The organism is Ralstonia psammae, assembly GCF_958405935.1.
Taxonomy (GTDB): Bacteria; Pseudomonadota; Gammaproteobacteria; order Burkholderiales; family Burkholderiaceae; genus Ralstonia; species Ralstonia psammae.
The window spans coordinates 79,650-94,986 of the sequence record NZ_CATZBU010000003.1 but is presented as its reverse complement, the minus strand read 5'-3'; the positions used below and the strand labels follow the sequence as shown (position 1 = coordinate 94,986).

Below are 15,337 nucleotides of genomic sequence, written 5' to 3'. Positions count from 1 at the left end.
TGCAATTTCAAGCGTGAAAGCTGGGAATGCGCGCATTGGGCGACGGGCGATACGCCACCTCGCCGAGGCCGGCGAGCCACCGGTCGACATCCGGCAGGCTCAGCAGATGCAGCACGGTTTCGCGCGCGATGGCGGTGGCCAACGCGTCGGCGGGGCAGCGGTGCGTACCTGCGCCGAACGTCCACAAACGCGGCTCTGTGCGGTCGATGTCGAAGCGTAATGGGTCGGGGTTGGCTGTGCCATCCACATTGGCGGCGGCCAGCAGCACCAGGATCTTGTCGCCAGCGCGCAGCGGCTGGCCCAGCAGCGCAACATCGTGCGCCACAAAGCGACGCGTGTTCTGCACGGGGGCATCGCGGCGCAGGACTTCACGAACGAAGGGCTCGACGGCTTGCGGTTGCGCACGCAGCCGGGCAGTCAACGCGGTGTGCCGCGACAACGCAACGATGCAGTTGCCCAGCAGCCCCGCGCAGGCGTCGTAGGTTTGCGCGAGCAGGGCGGCGAGGTTGGCAATCTCGGCGTCGCCGTCACGGCCATCGCCGCTGGCGAGCGGAGAGCCGGTAAAGCGCCGCAGCAGGCGGTCGACGGCGGCATCTGCCTGTACGACGGCTGCTGCGCCGGCACCGGGGCCCAGCGCGGCCAGGTACGCTGCAATGTCAGCCTGGCAGGCAGGCGAATCAGCGTGATCGCCCAGCAGCGTTTGCGCCATCGTGGCGAGCGGCACGCGGAAGTGGGCCTCGGTCTTCAGCGCGGCATCCAGACTCGCTGCATCGGGCAGCGCTGTGCGTGCATGCCGCTGCGCGCGACCGGCCAGCGTGCACACATCCAACCGGCCAAGCGCGGCCATCACCCGGGCCTTGCGCGCGCTGTGATCGGGCTCGTCGATCTGGCGTACGAGGCGGCTGAAGAATGCGCCCGTGGCCGAAGCGGCCACGGCCTTGGGCACAGGTTCATCGGCCGGTCTGACGTGGCAGGCGGTGCTGCCGAGCACGGCGTCCACCGCTTCGGCGCTGGCGGCCACCCACCAGCCGATGGCGGCATCGAAGAAGAATGGGCGTGTGGCGGCAAGTTCGGCGTAGTAGGGGGCGGGGTCAGCGTGCACGATGGCTTGCAGCGCGTCGGCGGGCGGGACGATGTCCATGGCAGTCATCAGCGTGGGGCGCGGGAGTAAGATGGCCCTCATTGTCTGGACTGGCCGCCCGCCTGTCACGCGCCAACAGTTTGGTCTCCATCGAACCATGACCGCATCTTCCCCAGCCATCGAAGCGACAACCATCGAAGCGACAACCCAGCCGGATATTGGCCGCGTGGCCGCCACCATTGGTGACCCGACCCGCATCCGCATGCTGATGCTGTTGATGGAAGGCCGCTCGCTCACAGCCAAGGAACTCGCCTACGGCGCCGGCGTGGAGCCGGCCACGGCCAGCGCGCACTTGCGCCGGCTTGAGGCCGACGCGCTCATCACCTCGCTGTCCAGCGGGCGCTACAAATACTTCGGGCTGCGCTCACCGGCGGTGGCGGAGATGATCGAATCGTTGCTGGTGGTCGCCCCTGAAAAACCGGCTGACCCGCGGCGTTCGGCCGTGCCCGAGAACCTGCGTGCGGCACGCCTGTGTTATGACCATCTGGCCGGCCAGCTTGGCACGGAGGTGTCGGAGACACTGCTGTCGCGGGGCTGGCTGGCGCAGCTCGATGCAACGCACGGCGCCTATGATGTCACGCCCGAAGGTGAGCGGGCGCTGGCCGCCATCGGCGTCGATGTGAATGCGCTGCGCAACGGCCGACGCCGCTTCGCATACGGCTGCATGGATTGGAGCGAGCGTCGCCCGCATTTGGCCGGTGCGCTCGGGGCCGCCGTGGCGGAACGCTGCATGGCACTGGGGTGGCTGGCGCGGCAAAAACACTCGCGCGCACTGAGCATGACCGAAGCCGGGCAGCGCGAATTGCACGCGTGGCTGCACACTGCATAGGCTCTTGCCGCCTTGGCTTAGCTGACGTCGCGGACCGCCTTTACGTAGTCGCGCTGGAACACGCACATGCGCAACGCGTTGTGATACTCGCCGTTGCTGAAGAACTCTTCGACCAGCTCGCCTTCGCGCTGGAATCCGCATTTCTCGTACACGTGGATCGCACGTTTGTTCTCCACGTCGACGACCAGGTACAGCTTGTGCAGATTCAGCACCATGAATGCGTAATCGACGGCCAATCGCGTCGCGGTTGACGCATAACCGTGCCCCTGCCACCCCGGCGCGATGATGATCTGGAATTCGCCGCGGCGGTGGATGTAGTTCAGCTCCATCAACTCGACCAGACCCACGGCTTCGCTGGCAGTGTTCTCGCAGATGAAGCGGCGCTCGCGCTGGTCGTGCACGTGGCGGTCGTAGAGTTGTGAGAGTTCGGTGAAGGTTTCGTACGGTTCCTCGAACCAGTAGCGCATGATCTTCGCGTCGTTGTTCAACTCGTGCACGAAGCGCAGGTCATTGCGCTCCAACGGGCGCAGGGAAAGGTCGCGGGCTTTTTCGATCACCATGGTTTGTCCTTGTTGTGTTGAGGGCGCGCGACATCGCGTCGACGTCCCTACGTTGTCAGCAAGGACGTGTCGCTGCGGATGCGTGTTTGCGCTGCGGTTGCGCGCGTCGGCGCCGATCCAGATACAGCCACCACCCCGTTGCCGCGAACATCGGCAGCATCAACGCTCCGATCGACACTAGCACGACGCCGATCGGCCCGAAGTAGCGTCCGTTGTGGAGCGGCAACATACCGGCCAGCAGGCGTTGCATCGGCGGCTTGTCGGCGAAGGATTCGTTGCGGATGACGGCGCCGGTGCTGGGGTCTAGGGTCAGACGGTTGAAGGCGCGGTCGTGCGGTGCGTCGGCCGGGAGCCAGTTGATATCGACCTTGCCTGTGCGGGCATCGTCGATTCGGAGGGTGGCCGCTCCGTAGTTCGACACGTTGGCCAGGAAGGCGTTCCAGGTGCGCTCAATTGCCGCATCTCCGAGCGGTTGTCGCGGGCCTTCCGTCGGCTTTGCCTTGGCGATAACGGGCATGCCGGCCAAGCGCTGCAGGCCATCGCGGTACCAGTCATATGTCCAATACAGCCCGGTGAAGGCGGCCAGCAAATACAGCGGCAGCACCAGCGTGCCGATGACGGTGTGCACGTCCCACCAGCGGATGCGGCCAGCGCGGCCCCAGCGGATGACGAGCCAGCTTCGCCAGTTCGTTACGCGGCGCGGCCAACGCAGGTACAAGCCTGACAGCGCCATCACGATGAGTCCAACCGTGCTGGCTCCCACGATCTGCTTGCCGATCTCATCAGCAAGCAACGTCCGGTGCAGCAGCTTGACGGTGGCAAAGAAGCGTTGCGCGCGCGCCTCGGGCAGCAACGTGCCGGTGGCGGCATCGATGTAGCGCAGCTCCCCGCGGCTGCTGCCGCCCTGTTTGCCGGGCGGCCACGCATACCAGACGCGCCACGGCTCGGTTGGGTTGGATGCGGCGGTGATGAAGGTGACGGGGCGCTCTGGCATGGCGGCACGTGCCACGGCGGCCACCTGCGGCAGCGTCGGGGCAGGGCCGGTGCGCGCGGGCAGGGTGAGCACGCCGGGGTTGAGCGCGCGCAGCAGTTCGTCCTCGTACGCCATCAGCACGCCGGTGGTACCAACGATGGCCAGCACCACGCTGGCTGATAGCCCGATCAGCCAGTGCAGGCGGAAGAGCACCCGTCGCAGCATCGCCAGTTCGCCTGTTCGCCGCTTACATCTTGTAGCGCACGCCCAGCAGCGCCATGCGCGGGGCACCCGGCATGTTGTAGTTCTCGGCGCCGCCGTGAGCCGACACGTAGTACGCGCGGTTGAACAGGTTCTGCAGGTTCAGGGTGACATCCAGGTGCTTGCTGCGATAACCGGCGCCCAGGTCCACCGTCATGTAGCCGGGCAGCGTCGTCAGGTTGTACTGCGATGCGTAACGCGCAGCTTCCGCACGCACGCCGCCGGCCACGTAGAAGCCGTTCGGCAGATCGTGCTTAAGCCATACCGAGCCGCTATGCCGCGGCGTGAGCGACGGCTGATTGCCGTTGACGGCCACGCCGCCGCTGCGGTCGTTCGGGTTTTCCAGGCGGCCGTTCAGATAGGCATAGCTCGCCATCAGCGACCAGGTTTTCACAATCTCGCCTGTAAACGACAGCTCCAGCCCGCGCGTGCGCTGCGTGCCGATGGGCACGCCCAGCAACGTGACCGGATCGGCCGCCGTCAGGTTGGTCTGCTTCATATCGAACAGCGCGGCCGTCACGCTGGCGCCGGCCGAGAGGTCGTACTTGGCGCCGATCTCGTAGTTCGTGGTCGACTGCGGTGCCAGCGCGCCGCTGTTCGGGAAAAATGTGAAGCTGTCCGCCAGCGGCTGGAACGAGCGGCTGTACGACGCGTAGAGCGACAGCGGCTCGATCGGGTGATACACAACCCCCAAGCGCGGGCTGACCGGCTTGTCGGTGCGCGACAGATCCACATTGCGCGGGGTCAGGTCGTCGCGGCTCTGCTTGAGGATTTCGTAGCGAAGGCCGGCGAGCACCGTCCATTGCGGCGAGAACTTGATCAAGTCCTGCACGTACGCCGCATACGTCTCGTTGTGCGAGAGGCCGTAGTTGGTTGGCACTGCGTTACCGGGTACGGTCGGCAACACCTGCAGCGTCGGGTTGAACAGGTTGTAGGTCGTGCTGCCCGGCGCGGCGGCCACGCGGTCGCTCTTGTCCTGATAGCCCAGCTCGATGCCGTACAGCAGCGTGTGCTGGATGCCCCAGGTCTCGGCCTTTTGCGTCAGCTCGTTCTGCCACAGCGTGCCGCGGTCGCTGCGGTTGCGCTGGTTGACGGCGAGCGTGACGGTCGGGATCGGCCCATCGGTGACGCGGCTGACCGTCGTGTAGTTGTTGCGGCCGAGCGAGTATTCGTAGTTGCGCACCACGCTGTGGAACGACCACTTGTCGTTGAAGCGGTGGTCCAGCGTGCCGGTCACGCTCTTGACGGTGGATTCCACGTTGCCGGCGCCCGCATCGGCCGAACCGTAGCGCGTGTCGATGGGAACGTTCACGGGACGGCCCCGATACGATGGCACACCCTGGTCGGCAATGCGCTTGTCGTGCAGGTAGTCGAACTGCACCATCAACTTGGTATCAGGCGCCAGATTGAACAGGAACGACGGCGAAATCGCCTGGCGGCGCAGGAAATAGTCGTTGCGGAAACCGCCCGAATCTTCAACCGCACCGTTGATGCGCGCGCGGATGGCGTCGTTGTTGATGGACGTGTTCAGGTCGAACTCGGCGCGCTTCTGGCCTTCGGTGCCCACCACCACGCCCACTTCGGCCAGCGGCGTGGCCAGCGGTTTCTTGGTCACGCGGTTGATGATGCCGCCGGACGAACCACGCCCATACAGCACGGCCGCGGGGCCCTTCAGCACTTCAACGCGGTCGATGTTGGACAGATCGCGGAAGTAGAGCGAGTCATCGCGCAGGCCGTCGACGTACTGGTCATTGATCGACGAGAAACCGCGAATGGTCACCTGATCGCGCTGCGCATCGCCCAGCGAGGCCGACACGCCCGGCACGTTGCGCAGCGTGTCGTTGATCGACAGCGCGCCCTGATCCTGGATGACTGCACGCGGCACGACGTTCACCGACTGCGGAATTTCGCGCAGCGGCACGGGAATCTTCGTGGCCGTGTTCGCGATCGGCGTGTCGTAGCTCGCGCTGCTGCGCGTACCCTTGACCGTGGAAGTCGGCAACGTGCCGGCGTCGGCTGCCGCCACGGTGTCGGCGGCAGTTGCCACGTGGGCAAATGGCAGCGTTCCAAGGACGGCCAGTGACAGGCACAAACGTTTCGGCGGCATTGCAGTTCCCGTAAAGTGAAAAGTAGGGCCGACTCCCTCCCCCGGGGTTGGCGCCTTCAGAATGTGAAGGCGCAAATAATAATGAGAACAATTCCTATTTACAAGAGAGTTAAGGCGTATTTTTGACGATGGGCAACGGTTGCCAATGTTGTGCGCGGCAATTTTCCGTGGCGTGCCACAAGATTCCGGGCACCAAGTTGCGTCGGGAGCGTCTCAATCGCCTGCTTTCTGCCATTTTTTACACATGTCGTATTCATCACATCAGATGCCGTTGAGAGCCGCTTTGGTGGGCTATGGCTATGCAGGCAAGCTCTTTCACGCCGCATTGATCGACGCCACGCCGGGGCTGCATTTGCAGGTCATCGGCTCCAACCGGCCGGATGCCGTGCATGCAGATCGGCCAAACGCCGTGGTCTGCACGCCCGAAGCGGCGGCAACGCATGCGGACGTCGACCTCGTGGTCATCGCTGCGCCCAACGACCGTCACGCGCCGTTGGCCGAAGCCGCGTTGCGCGCCGGCAAGCATGTCATCGTGGACAAGCCGTTCACCGTCACGCTGGCAGAGGCGCGGCATCTGGCGCGGGTGGCGCGTGAGACGGGGCGCATGCTGTCGGTCTTTCAGAACCGTCGGTGGGACAGCGACTTCCTCGCCGTGCAAGCGGCGATTGCGGGCGGCGCCATTGGCGAAGCCATGCACGTGGAGGCCCATTTCGACCGCTATCGCCCGCAGGTGCGCGCCCGCTGGCGCGAGCAGGCAGGGCAGGGCACGGGCATCTGGTTTGATCTTGGCCCGCATTTGGTCGACCAGGCACTGCAACTGCTCGGCTTGCCCGATGTGGTGAGCGCCTCGTTCGCACGCCAGCGGCCGGGCGCTGAAACGCCGGACTGGGCGCATGTCGTCCTGGAAGTGGGCGAGCGCAGGGCGATCCTCCACGCGAGCATGCTGGTCGCGGGCGGATCGCCGCGCTGGGTCATCCACGGCACGCGCGGTTCATTCGTCAAGCGCCGGATGGATCAGCAGGAAGCGCAACTGCTGGCCGGCATGCGGCCCGGCGAGCAAGGCTGGGGCCTGGACGATGACGCGGGCTGTCTGATCGACGGCGCAACATCCACGGAAACCGCCATCGCAACGCCCGCCGGCGACCAGCGCGCCTACTACGCCGCTGTGCGCGATGCCATCGTCGGCCGGGGCGCAAACCCCGTCCCGCCCGTGCAAGCCGTGGCCGTCATGGCCGTCCTCGAAGCCGCAGTGGCCGCCGCCGAGACCGGTACGGCAGTCGTGCCGGACCTGACCGATGCCGAGCGCGCGGATTGGTTGGCCGCACGGGAGACCGTCTCGTGAACGGTGTCGTCATCCTGTTGCTGGTGGTGGGCGGTTTGCTCGCCGTGGTGGCGCTGGTGCAGATGCTGGCCTCGCGCCTGACGCTGCCGGAATCGACATTGCTGGCGCTGGCGGGCATTGGCATCGGCGGCGCCTATGTGATCGTGCAGAACAGTGCCCCTGCCTTGGCGACCACGTTCTTCGCGCCGCTCGTTGATCCGAGTTGGCCAGCGGAGGCGTACCTGTGGCTGTTCCTGCCGCCGCTGTTGTTTCAGGCAGCGCTGTCGGTGGATGTGCGCAGCATGGCGCCGGATGCCGCACCGATTTTGATGCTGGCCATCGTGGCCGTCGTGGTGGCCACGGGTGTGATCGGGCTCGCCGCGGCCGCAGTCACACCGTTCGGCATCGTCACGTGCCTGCTGCTCGGCGCCATGATTGCCACGACCGATCCGTCCGCCGTGATCGCGGTGTTTCGCGATGTGGGTGCGCCGGCGCGGCTGATCCGCCTGGTGGAAGGCGAGGCGCTGCTCAACGACGCGGCGGCCATTGCCATCATGGGCGTGCTGCTTGCCATGCTGACAGGGCACGGCGGTGATGCCTCCGTCGGCAGCGGCTTGCGTGAACTGGCCAGGGCGTTCGGTGGCGGCGTGGTGTTCGGGTTGATTGCCGGGCGTATCGCCGCATTCCTGCTGCCGGCGCTGCACGGCATTGCCCAGGCCGAAGCCGCCTGGACGCTGGCGCTGCCCTATCCGCTGTATCTCGTGGCCGAGGACGTGCTCGGCGTGTCAGGCGTGGTGTCGGTGGTGTGCGCAGGGCTGGTGATTGGCGCGCTGGGCCGCACGCGCCTGACGCCGCGCAACTGGTCGCACCTGCAGCTCATTTGGGAGCAGATTGCTGCGCTGGCCGGGGCGGTGGTCTTCCTGTTGGCCGCAGTGCGCGTGCCGGAGCTGTTGCACGGCGTGGTGTGGAAAGACGCGCTGTGGCTGGCGGTGATCGTGCTCGCCGCACTTGCTGCTCGCCTCGCCGTGCTGTTCGGTCTGTTGCCGGCGCTCGCGTGGTTCAAACTCTCCGCGCCGGTCAGCCATGCCTACAAGCTGGCGATTTCGTGGGGCGGCCTGCGTGGCGCCGTCACGCTGGTGCTGGCGCTGGGTGTGGCCGAGAACCAGGCCGTGCGCGAGGCAGATCGTCATTTCGTGACCATTCTCGCCACCGGTTTTGTGCTGGTCAGCGTGCTCTTCAATGGGGCGACGCTGCGCTGGGTGATGCGCCGGCTGGGGCTCGATCAGTTGTCGCCGCAAGAGCAGGCCCTGCAAGGGCAGGCGTTGAACATGTCGACGGAGGAAGTGGAGTCGACCATGCGCCGCATCGGTGGGCATTTCCATTTCACGTCGGGTGCGACGGATGAGGCCGCGGAGGTGTATCGGCGGGAGGTCGCGGCTGGCGCTGTCGAGCTGAACCTCGAGGAAGCTCTGTCCGAACGGGAGCGCCTGACCATCGGCCTTGTTTCGCTCGCCACGCGTGAGCGCGAATTGATTCCCGAGTACGGCAACGGGCTCATCTCCATCCGCAACCTCGACGCGATGATGCGCAACACCGCCGACATGATCGACGCAGCGCGCACGGAAGGGCGCCTGGGCTACAAGCGCGTATCGAGGCGCATCCTGGCCAAGCACGTCGGCTACCGGTTCGCGGTCTGGCTACACCGGGTGGTGCATATCGACCGCCCGCTGGCCAACGCGCTGGCCGACCGCTTTGAATTGCTCATTTGCCGCCAGACGGTGCTCGAACGCTTGCGCGCGTACAACCGCGCATCGCTGCAACCCGTGCTGGGCGAGCGCATGGCAGACCTGCTCGACGGCGTGTTGATTGCCCGGATCGAGGCGGCGGAAGAAGGCCTGGCCGAGCTGCGCGAAAAATTTGGCGACTACAGCGCCGCGTTGGAAAAGCGCCTGCTGGTGCTGTTCGCGCTCTACATCGGCCAGAGCAAGATCGACACGATGCTGGCCGAAACGGTGATCTCCAAAGAGGTCTACAAGCAGATCAGTGCGGTGATCCGCCGAGCCTGGACGGCGGCGCTGCCGCGCCCGCCGTTGTCGACTGCGCTGCGGGCGCCGGCCACACCGCACTAGTGCGACTCAGGGGCGGCTGAGGGGCGACTCAGCGCGACCCAGCGGCGAGCGACTCAGAGCCGCTTGTCTTCCCGCTCCACGCCCGGATGGCGGTGGATGTCGTGCGTAACGAAGCCTGTGTCGTTATTGGGCATCTCCAGCCATTCCGGGTGCGAGAGCGATTCGCGAATATCCGCCAGGCCCGAGGCCCAGTGGTCCCGCATGGTCGAGGGCCCGAACTGGATGTCCTTGCCCGGCCCTTCATGTTCCTTGGCCGCGTAGATGAGGTGGAAGACGTTGTAGCGCTTGGTGCAGGCCATCTCCTGCGCGTGCTTGTACCACTGCGTGCGCTCGAACTCCTTGGGCGGCAGGTGATCGAGCAGCTTGCGCATCAGCCGGCGCGTGGATTGCGAGCGTTCCATCCAGTCGGTGGTGAGCCGCGTGCGGCTGGAGTACTGCAAGTCCTTCTGCCGGCTTGCCACGCCGATCATCGTATTCGGCACCGGCCCCAGCGCGCTCCAGAGGTCCACCTGAAACACCAGCGTGTCGCGGCGGGGCTTGGAGCCCAGCACATACGACAGCGGCGTGTTGGAGACGACACCGCCGTCCCAGTAGTACTCGCCGTCGATCAGCACGGGTGGAAAGCCCGGCGGCAGTGCGCCCGATGCCATGAAGTGCTCCGCGCGCAGGCGGCGCTCGGTGTTGTCGAAGGCTTCCAGATTGCCGGTGCGGACGTTCACCGCCCCCACCGACACGCGAATGCCGCCGTCGTTGATCCGGTCGAAATCGCACAGGCGTTCCAGCGTCGCCTTGAGCGGCGTGGTGTCGTAGTAGCTGGCTTCGAGCGGGTCGACTTCGTTGGCTGGCAACGGGGCAGGAAATCGCGGCGTAAAAAAGCCGCGCTGGCCTTCAAGCAGCGTGTCGGCCGCCTGCATGGCGGTCAGCCATTTGCGCAGATGCGCGTTGCCGTCAAACCAGGCGTTTTCCAGAATGTCGGGCAGCGGCGGCGAGAACGTCGGCTGCGTGATGATCTGCCAGAACTCCCGCAGCTTCGCTTGCCGATGCTCGGGTGCATTGCCGGCAATGATGGCCGTATTCAGCGCCCCGATGGAGATGCCCGCAATCCAGTTCGGTACGATGCCGGCTTCGTCCAGCCCTTCGAACACGCCGGCCTGGTACGAGCCAAGCGCGCCACCGCCTTGCAGCACCAGCGCGATATTCTCGTAGGCCGGCAGCACGATGCGCTGTGCCGTAGTGAGCGGTGCATCTGCCGGGCGTGACGATTCTGCCGGAGTGGGCCGCTTGCTCGCGGCCACGCGTAGTTTTGGTGCGGGCATATCTCCTCCAACCTCCTTGCGTGTGCAGAGATTTATTGCATGAACCAGCCGTGGCTCACCACGAACGATTGGCCGGTCAGCGCAGCGCTCGGGAACGTGGCCAGGAAGCGCACCGTCTCGGCCACGTCTTCCACCGTGGTGAACACGCCGTCCACGGTATCACCCAGCATGACCTTTTTCACGACCTCGTCTTCGCTGATGCCGAGTTCCTTCGCTTGTTCGGGAATCTGCTTTTCGACCAGTGGCGTGCGCACAAAACCCGGGCACACCACATGTGAACGCACGTTATGCGCGGCGCCTTCCTTGGCCAGCACCTTGTTCAGGCCGAGCAGCGCATGCTTGGCTGCCACGTAGGCCGACTTCAGCGGCGAGCCCTCGTGCGAGTGCACCGAGCCCATGTAGATCACTACGCCGCCACGGTCGTCCTTGTACATGTGGCGCAGCGCCGCGCGCGTGGTCAGGAACGCGCCGTCGACGTGGATGGCCTGCATCTTCTTCCAGTCGGCAAACGAGTAGCTCACGAACGGATTGACGATCTGGATGCCGGCATTCGAGACCAGGATGTCGACCGAGCCGAGTTCTTCGGCCACGCGGTCGATGCCGCTGTCCACGGCTTGTTCGTCGGTCACATCCATGCGCAGGCCGATGGCCTTGCCGCCTGCATCGGTGATCTCTTTGGCGACGGCCTTGGCACCGTCCTCGTTCAAGTCAACGATGGCGATGGCCGCGCCCGAATTGGCGAGCGTGAGAGCGATCTGTTTGCCGATGCCGCTGGCGGCACCCGTGACGACGGCGACTTTGCCTTTCAAATCAGACATGTGTGTACTCCGGGGGTTGACGGGGAAAAGGATGGCGTTGGGCAGGCGTTACTGCGCGAGGTAATCGAACACGACCTCGCCCATGCCAAGGGTCAGATCTGCAACGATGTGTCGGGCTTCGACAATCTCAAGCACGGGCAGTTCGGCCACGGGCGCCAGCGCATGGTGCGCCAGTTCCAGCGATGCGGGGCCCGTCCAGGCGCCTTTCATGTCGATGTCGATCAAGTAGTTGCGCGACAGCTCGCAGATGCGCGCGGTCTTGCCGTCCACGTGCGGAATGATCTTGAGCAGGAAGTTCGGGCGCTCCAGGCGGCGTTTCTGTTCGGCCAGATCCAGCTCGCGGTGCTTGTAGCCCATGGTGCCGGTCGCCACGCGCACGGGGCCGTAGTCGAGCGTGCCGATCAGCGTGTCCTTGTCGGTCACGAGCTTGGGCGTCGCGAGTTTCTTGGGAAAGCCCCACATCTCGCGGCCGCCGGCCAGGGGCGGGTGGTCGTCCAGGTACATCGCCAGCGTGTAGGTGCCCGGCTTGCCTTCATACGTGACGGGGATCACCTGGCCGCTCTCGGTGTAATCGCCAAAGCCGGTGGAGTCGGCCATGCGGATGAACTCGTAGGCGACGAGCGGTTCCGGCACTTCCAGCGGTTCCGGAACCATGGCACGCAGCTTGGCCGGGTCGGTGCGGTACGTGATGATGAAGAACTCGCGATGGATGAAGCGGTACGGGCCGGGCGGGTAGGCGGGGCTCGTGAGCGGCATCGCGAAGGCGGTTTCGCGGACGGTCTTGATGTCCATGGCACTCCTTGTGCAGGTTCGGCTGCAGGTGGCGTTGGGAATCGGTACGGCGCAAGAGAACGGTAGGTGACAGCGCATCGTGTCGCGCTTTTGTGACCCTGCAACCTTCCGTTCACGCGAAGTTCACGTTTGAGTGCCGTTCACGCAATTGATTGCATGCAATACGCCATTGCGGCGCACGCAGAGCAGCCAGTCAGGCGTGCGAGAGAAATTCCCAGAGTGCCGGTTCGGCGGAGTACGCCACATTGAAGCGCAGCCAGGGGCTGGCCTCGTCATGCGGCCGGAAATACTGCCCGGGCGCCAGCCAGATGTTGTGGTCAATGGCCCGGTTGGCCAGTGCGGAAGCATCTGCCTGACCCGGCAGCCGCGCCCACAGGAAGAGCCCGCGCCCCGGCGTATCGAATGGTTCGGCACCATGTTGGCGCATCAGGGCTTCGGCGTGCGTGTGGGCTTCGTCCAGCCGTGCGATCAGCCGCGCCACGTGTTCCCCATAGACGGGGCGGGTGACGAACGCATGCACGATGCGCTCTGTGATTTCCGACGACGTGAGCGCCACTGCCATCTTGGTGCGCGCCAGCTCGCGTGTGATGGCGGCATCGGCTACCACGTAGCCCGCGCGCAATGAAGGCGAGATCGTCTTGGAGAAACCGCTCACGTACAGTGTGCGGCGCAGGCCGTCGAGTGCGGCCAGCATCGGCGCGGCCGGGTCGGCAAGCTCGCGGTGCAGGTCGTCTTCAACGATCCAGAGGCCGTGCTGTTCGGCCAGCTGCAGCACACGATAGGCGTTCTGCGCGGTCATCGACGAGCCGGTGGGGTTCTGCAGCACGGAGCTGGTGAAGAGGGCGCGCGGCCGGTTGGCGTCGTCCGCACGCAGGATGGTTTCCAATGCCGCTGTGTCGAGCCCGTCCGGCGTGCGCGGCACCCCGACCACGCGCAGGCCGGCCAGCTTGAGCACTTGGAGCACGTTGCAGTAGCCGGGGTCATCCACGGCTACAACGTCGCCGGCTTTGAACAGGGTGCGGACGACCAGGTCGAGCGCCTGCGTCGCGCCGCTGGTCAGCAGCACCTGCGAGCGTTCCACCGGCAGCCCACGCAGCGCAAGCGACTGCGCCACGTAGTCACCCAACGGTGCATAACCCCACGGGTGTCCGTAGCCCGCCACCCGCAGCGCAGACACACGGCTCACCGCACGCATGGCTTCCTGCACACCGCGCTCGTCCAGCCAGTCGTTCGGCAGCCAGCCGCAGCCCGGCTTGATGGCGATGGAGCGATCGGCAAACACATCCGACAGCAGCCACGCAGCGTTCAGTGTGGGCGGTTCCCAGCGCGGGGCCACTGGCGCGGGTTGGGTTGGTGTGCGCGCCGCCACCAGATAGCCCGAGCGCGGCCGCGCGACGATGGCCCCGAGCGCCGCCAGCCGTGTATAGGCCTCCGCCACCGTAAAGGTGCTCACATCGTGGGCCTGGGCCAGCTTGCGCACGGATGGCAGCCGCGTGCCCGGCAGCAGGGCATGGTTGTCGACCGCCGTACGAATGCCTTGGACGATCTGGTCGACCAACGTACGCTGGGGATGAGAAGGATCGAGTTCGAGTTGCATGTTGCGGTGCGGCACGGAAGCCGTGGGTGGGCGCCTATACAGTTTCTTATAGAACCGCCATCTGTGCATGTCCGTCTCGCATTCGACTCTGTACAGTTTGCTCCAATTGCTGGCTTGCCCAGTCCGTTCCCTTTCCGCTGTTTTTTCGGAGCCGCCGATGAAACCCGCACCGCACCCGCTGGAAACCACCGATCTGTCCTATTTCTGGATGCCGTTCACGGCCAACCGCCAGTACAAGGCCGCACCGCGCCTGCTGACGTCGGCCCAGGGCATGTACTACCGTGACGGCGACGGCCGCGAGGTGCTGGATGGCACAGCCGGCCTCTGGTGCGTCAACGCCGGTCACTGCCGCAAGGAAATCGTCGACGCCATCACCACGCAGGCCGCCACGCTGGATTTCGCACCCACCTTCCAGATGGGGCACCCGCTGGCTTTCCGCGCGGCAGAAAAAGTCGCCGAGATCATGCCGGAAGGGCTGAACCGCATCTTCTTCGCCAATTCCGGTTCGGAAGCGGTGGATACGGCACTCAAGATTGCGCTGGCCTACCACCGCGCGCGCGGCGAAGGGCAGCGCACACGCCTGATCGGCCGCGAGCGCGGCTATCACGGCGTAGGCTTCGGCGGCATCTCCGTGGGCGGCATCTCTCCGAACCGCAAGGCGTTCTCGGCCAATCTGCTCCCGGGCGTGGACCACCTGCCCCACACGCATGCGCCCGAGCACAATGCGTTCTCCAAGGGCCAGCCGGCCTGGGGCGAGCATCTGGCCGATGAGCTGGAGCGCCTTGTCACGCTGCATGACGCGTCGACCATCGCCGCCGTCATCGTCGAGCCGCTGGCGGGTTCCACCGGCGTGCTGGTGCCGCCCAAGGGCTATCTGCAGCGCCTGCGCGCGCTGTGCGACAAGCACGGCATCCTGCTGATCTTCGATGAAGTCATCACCGGTTTTGGTCGCCTGGGCGCGGCAACGGCGGCGGAGTTCTTTGGCGTGACGCCGGATCTGCTGACGATGGCCAAGGGTATCAACAACGCCGCCGTGCCGATGGGCGCCGTGGCCGTGCGTCAGTCGGTGCACGACACTGTGGTCGACGCCGGCGCGCCGGGCGCGATCGAGCTGTTCCACGGCTATACGTATTCGGCGCACCCGCTGGCTGCGGCCGCAGCGGTGGCGGCGCTGGATCTGTATCGCAGCGAAGGGTTGTTCGAGCGTGCGCGTGCGCTGTCGCCGGCCTTTGAAGCGGCAGCCCATTCAGTCAAGGGCGCGCCCCACGTGAAGGACATCCGCAACCTGGGCCTCGTGGCGGGCATCGAGCTGGAATCGCGCCCGGGCGCGGTGGGCGCGCGCGCTTACGAAGTCTTCCTGAAATGCCTGGAGCGTGGCGTGCTGGTGCGCTACACCGGCGATATCCTGGCGTTCTCGCCGCCGCTCATCATCGAAGAGGCGCAGATCGCGCGCATCTTCGAAACCGTTCGTACCGTTCTGCAAGAGGTAGCCT

General features: G+C 65.7%; 11 protein-coding genes and 2 pseudogenes. 4 read left to right on the top strand and 9 right to left on the bottom strand.

All coding sequences use genetic code 11. The features are described from left to right. Nucleotides 1-7: 7 nt before the first annotated feature. Entirely contained in the window at nt 8-1,141 is a 1,134-nt protein-coding gene (locus R2N16_RS07230; protein ID WP_428984098.1) for a cytochrome P450, read from the bottom strand. A gap of 97 nt (nt 1,142-1,238) precedes the next feature. Here R2N16_RS07230 and R2N16_RS07225 point away from each other — a divergent pair, with 97 nt between their 5' ends. Continuing rightward, a complete protein-coding gene (locus R2N16_RS07225) occupies nt 1,239-1,970 on the top strand; it encodes an ArsR/SmtB family transcription factor (RefSeq protein WP_316664952.1) in 732 nt (243 codons plus the stop codon). Between the two features lie 17 nt (nt 1,971-1,987). Here R2N16_RS07225 and speG read toward each other — a convergent pair whose 3' ends face one another. The 3 genes from speG to R2N16_RS07210 are packed head-to-tail and all read right to left on the bottom strand — an operon-like array spanning nt 1,988 to nt 5,871. Beyond that, nucleotides 1,988-2,530 carry a spermidine N1-acetyltransferase gene (gene speG, locus R2N16_RS07220; protein WP_316664951.1) on the bottom strand — a complete coding sequence of 181 codons (543 nt, stop codon included), beginning with the start codon at nt 2,528-2,530 and terminating at the stop codon, nt 1,988-1,990. Between the two features lie 55 nt (nt 2,531-2,585). Then, the gene (locus R2N16_RS07215; protein WP_316664950.1) at nt 2,586-3,728 is read right to left on the bottom strand and encodes a PepSY-associated TM helix domain-containing protein; all 1,143 of its coding nucleotides are present in this window, start codon (nt 3,726-3,728) and stop codon (nt 2,586-2,588) included. Between the two features lie 22 nt (nt 3,729-3,750). Then, nucleotides 3,751-5,871, bottom strand: coding sequence for a TonB-dependent receptor (locus R2N16_RS07210; RefSeq protein ID WP_316664949.1), 2,121 nt, complete (start codon nt 5,869-5,871; stop codon nt 3,751-3,753). Between the two features lie 265 nt (nt 5,872-6,136). Here R2N16_RS07210 and R2N16_RS07205 point away from each other — a divergent pair, with 265 nt between their 5' ends. Both R2N16_RS07205 and R2N16_RS07200 read left to right on the top strand, forming a co-directional pair. Continuing rightward, complete coding sequence (locus tag R2N16_RS07205; RefSeq protein WP_316664948.1) at nt 6,137-7,213, top strand: oxidoreductase; 1,077 nt, start codon at nt 6,137-6,139, stop codon at nt 7,211-7,213. Beyond that, nucleotides 7,210-9,321, top strand: coding sequence for a cation:proton antiporter (locus R2N16_RS07200; RefSeq protein WP_316664947.1), 2,112 nt, complete (start codon nt 7,210-7,212; stop codon nt 9,319-9,321). The genes R2N16_RS07205 and R2N16_RS07200 overlap by 4 nt, the downstream gene beginning before the upstream one ends. A 53-nt stretch (nt 9,322-9,374) precedes the next feature. Here R2N16_RS07200 and R2N16_RS07195 read toward each other — a convergent pair whose 3' ends face one another. The 4 genes from R2N16_RS07195 to R2N16_RS07180 all read right to left on the bottom strand — a co-directional run bounded on the left by R2N16_RS07195 (nt 9,375) and on the right by R2N16_RS07180 (nt 13,844). Next, on the bottom strand, nt 9,375-10,637 hold the full coding sequence (locus R2N16_RS07195; RefSeq protein WP_316664946.1) for a patatin-like phospholipase family protein: 1,263 nt from the start codon (nt 10,635-10,637) through the stop codon (nt 9,375-9,377). Between the two features lie 32 nt (nt 10,638-10,669). After that, the gene (locus tag R2N16_RS07190; protein WP_169340920.1) at nt 10,670-11,455 is read right to left on the bottom strand and encodes a 3-hydroxybutyrate dehydrogenase; all 786 of its coding nucleotides are present in this window, start codon (nt 11,453-11,455) and stop codon (nt 10,670-10,672) included. A gap of 48 nt (nt 11,456-11,503) precedes the next feature. Beyond that, nucleotides 11,504-12,247, bottom strand: a complete 744-nt coding sequence (locus tag R2N16_RS07185) for an acetoacetate decarboxylase (protein ID WP_316664945.1) — start codon at nt 12,245-12,247, stop codon at nt 11,504-11,506. Between the two features lie 193 nt (nt 12,248-12,440). Continuing rightward, complete coding sequence (locus tag R2N16_RS07180; protein WP_316664944.1) at nt 12,441-13,844, bottom strand: aminotransferase-like domain-containing protein; 1,404 nt, start codon at nt 13,842-13,844, stop codon at nt 12,441-12,443. Nucleotides 13,845-13,911: 67 nt separating this feature from the next. Here R2N16_RS07180 and aptA point away from each other — a divergent pair. Next, nucleotides 13,912-15,273 (top strand): annotated as a pseudogene (aptA, locus tag R2N16_RS07175) (omega-aminotransferase AptA); the annotation flags it as partial. On the opposite strand, the pseudogene R2N16_RS25625 reads toward aptA, so the two are convergent. Next, nucleotides 15,229-15,327, bottom strand: a pseudogene (locus tag R2N16_RS25625) (hypothetical protein); the annotation flags it as partial. The pseudogenes aptA and R2N16_RS25625 overlap by 45 nt on opposite strands. Nucleotides 15,328-15,337: the final 10 nt, after the last annotated feature.

What these genes read in the sequence shown, in the direction of transcription:
- R2N16_RS07180 (WP_316664944.1), bottom strand. Translation starts at nt 13,844, where the DNA reads ATGCAACTCGAACTCGATCCTTCTCATCCCCAGCGTACGTTGGTCGAC.
- R2N16_RS07215 (WP_316664950.1), bottom strand. Translation starts at nt 3,728, where the DNA reads ATGCTGCGACGGGTGCTCTTCCGCCTGCACTGGCTGATCGGGCTATCA.
- R2N16_RS07210 (WP_316664949.1), bottom strand. Translation starts at nt 5,871, where the DNA reads ATGCCGCCGAAACGTTTGTGCCTGTCACTGGCCGTCCTTGGAACGCTG.
- R2N16_RS07190 (WP_169340920.1), bottom strand. Translation starts at nt 11,455, where the DNA reads ATGTCTGATTTGAAAGGCAAAGTCGCCGTCGTCACGGGTGCCGCCAGC.
- R2N16_RS07205 (WP_316664948.1), top strand. Translation starts at nt 6,137, where the DNA reads ATGCCGTTGAGAGCCGCTTTGGTGGGCTATGGCTATGCAGGCAAGCTC.
- speG (WP_316664951.1), bottom strand. Translation starts at nt 2,530, where the DNA reads ATGGTGATCGAAAAAGCCCGCGACCTTTCCCTGCGCCCGTTGGAGCGC.
- R2N16_RS07230 (WP_428984098.1), bottom strand. Translation starts at nt 1,141, where the DNA reads ATGGACATCGTCCCGCCCGCCGACGCGCTGCAAGCCATCGTGCACGCT.
- R2N16_RS07225 (WP_316664952.1), top strand. Translation starts at nt 1,239, where the DNA reads ATGACCGCATCTTCCCCAGCCATCGAAGCGACAACCATCGAAGCGACA.
- R2N16_RS07195 (WP_316664946.1), bottom strand. Translation starts at nt 10,637, where the DNA reads ATGCCCGCACCAAAACTACGCGTGGCCGCGAGCAAGCGGCCCACTCCG.
- R2N16_RS07185 (WP_316664945.1), bottom strand. Translation starts at nt 12,247, where the DNA reads ATGGACATCAAGACCGTCCGCGAAACCGCCTTCGCGATGCCGCTCACG.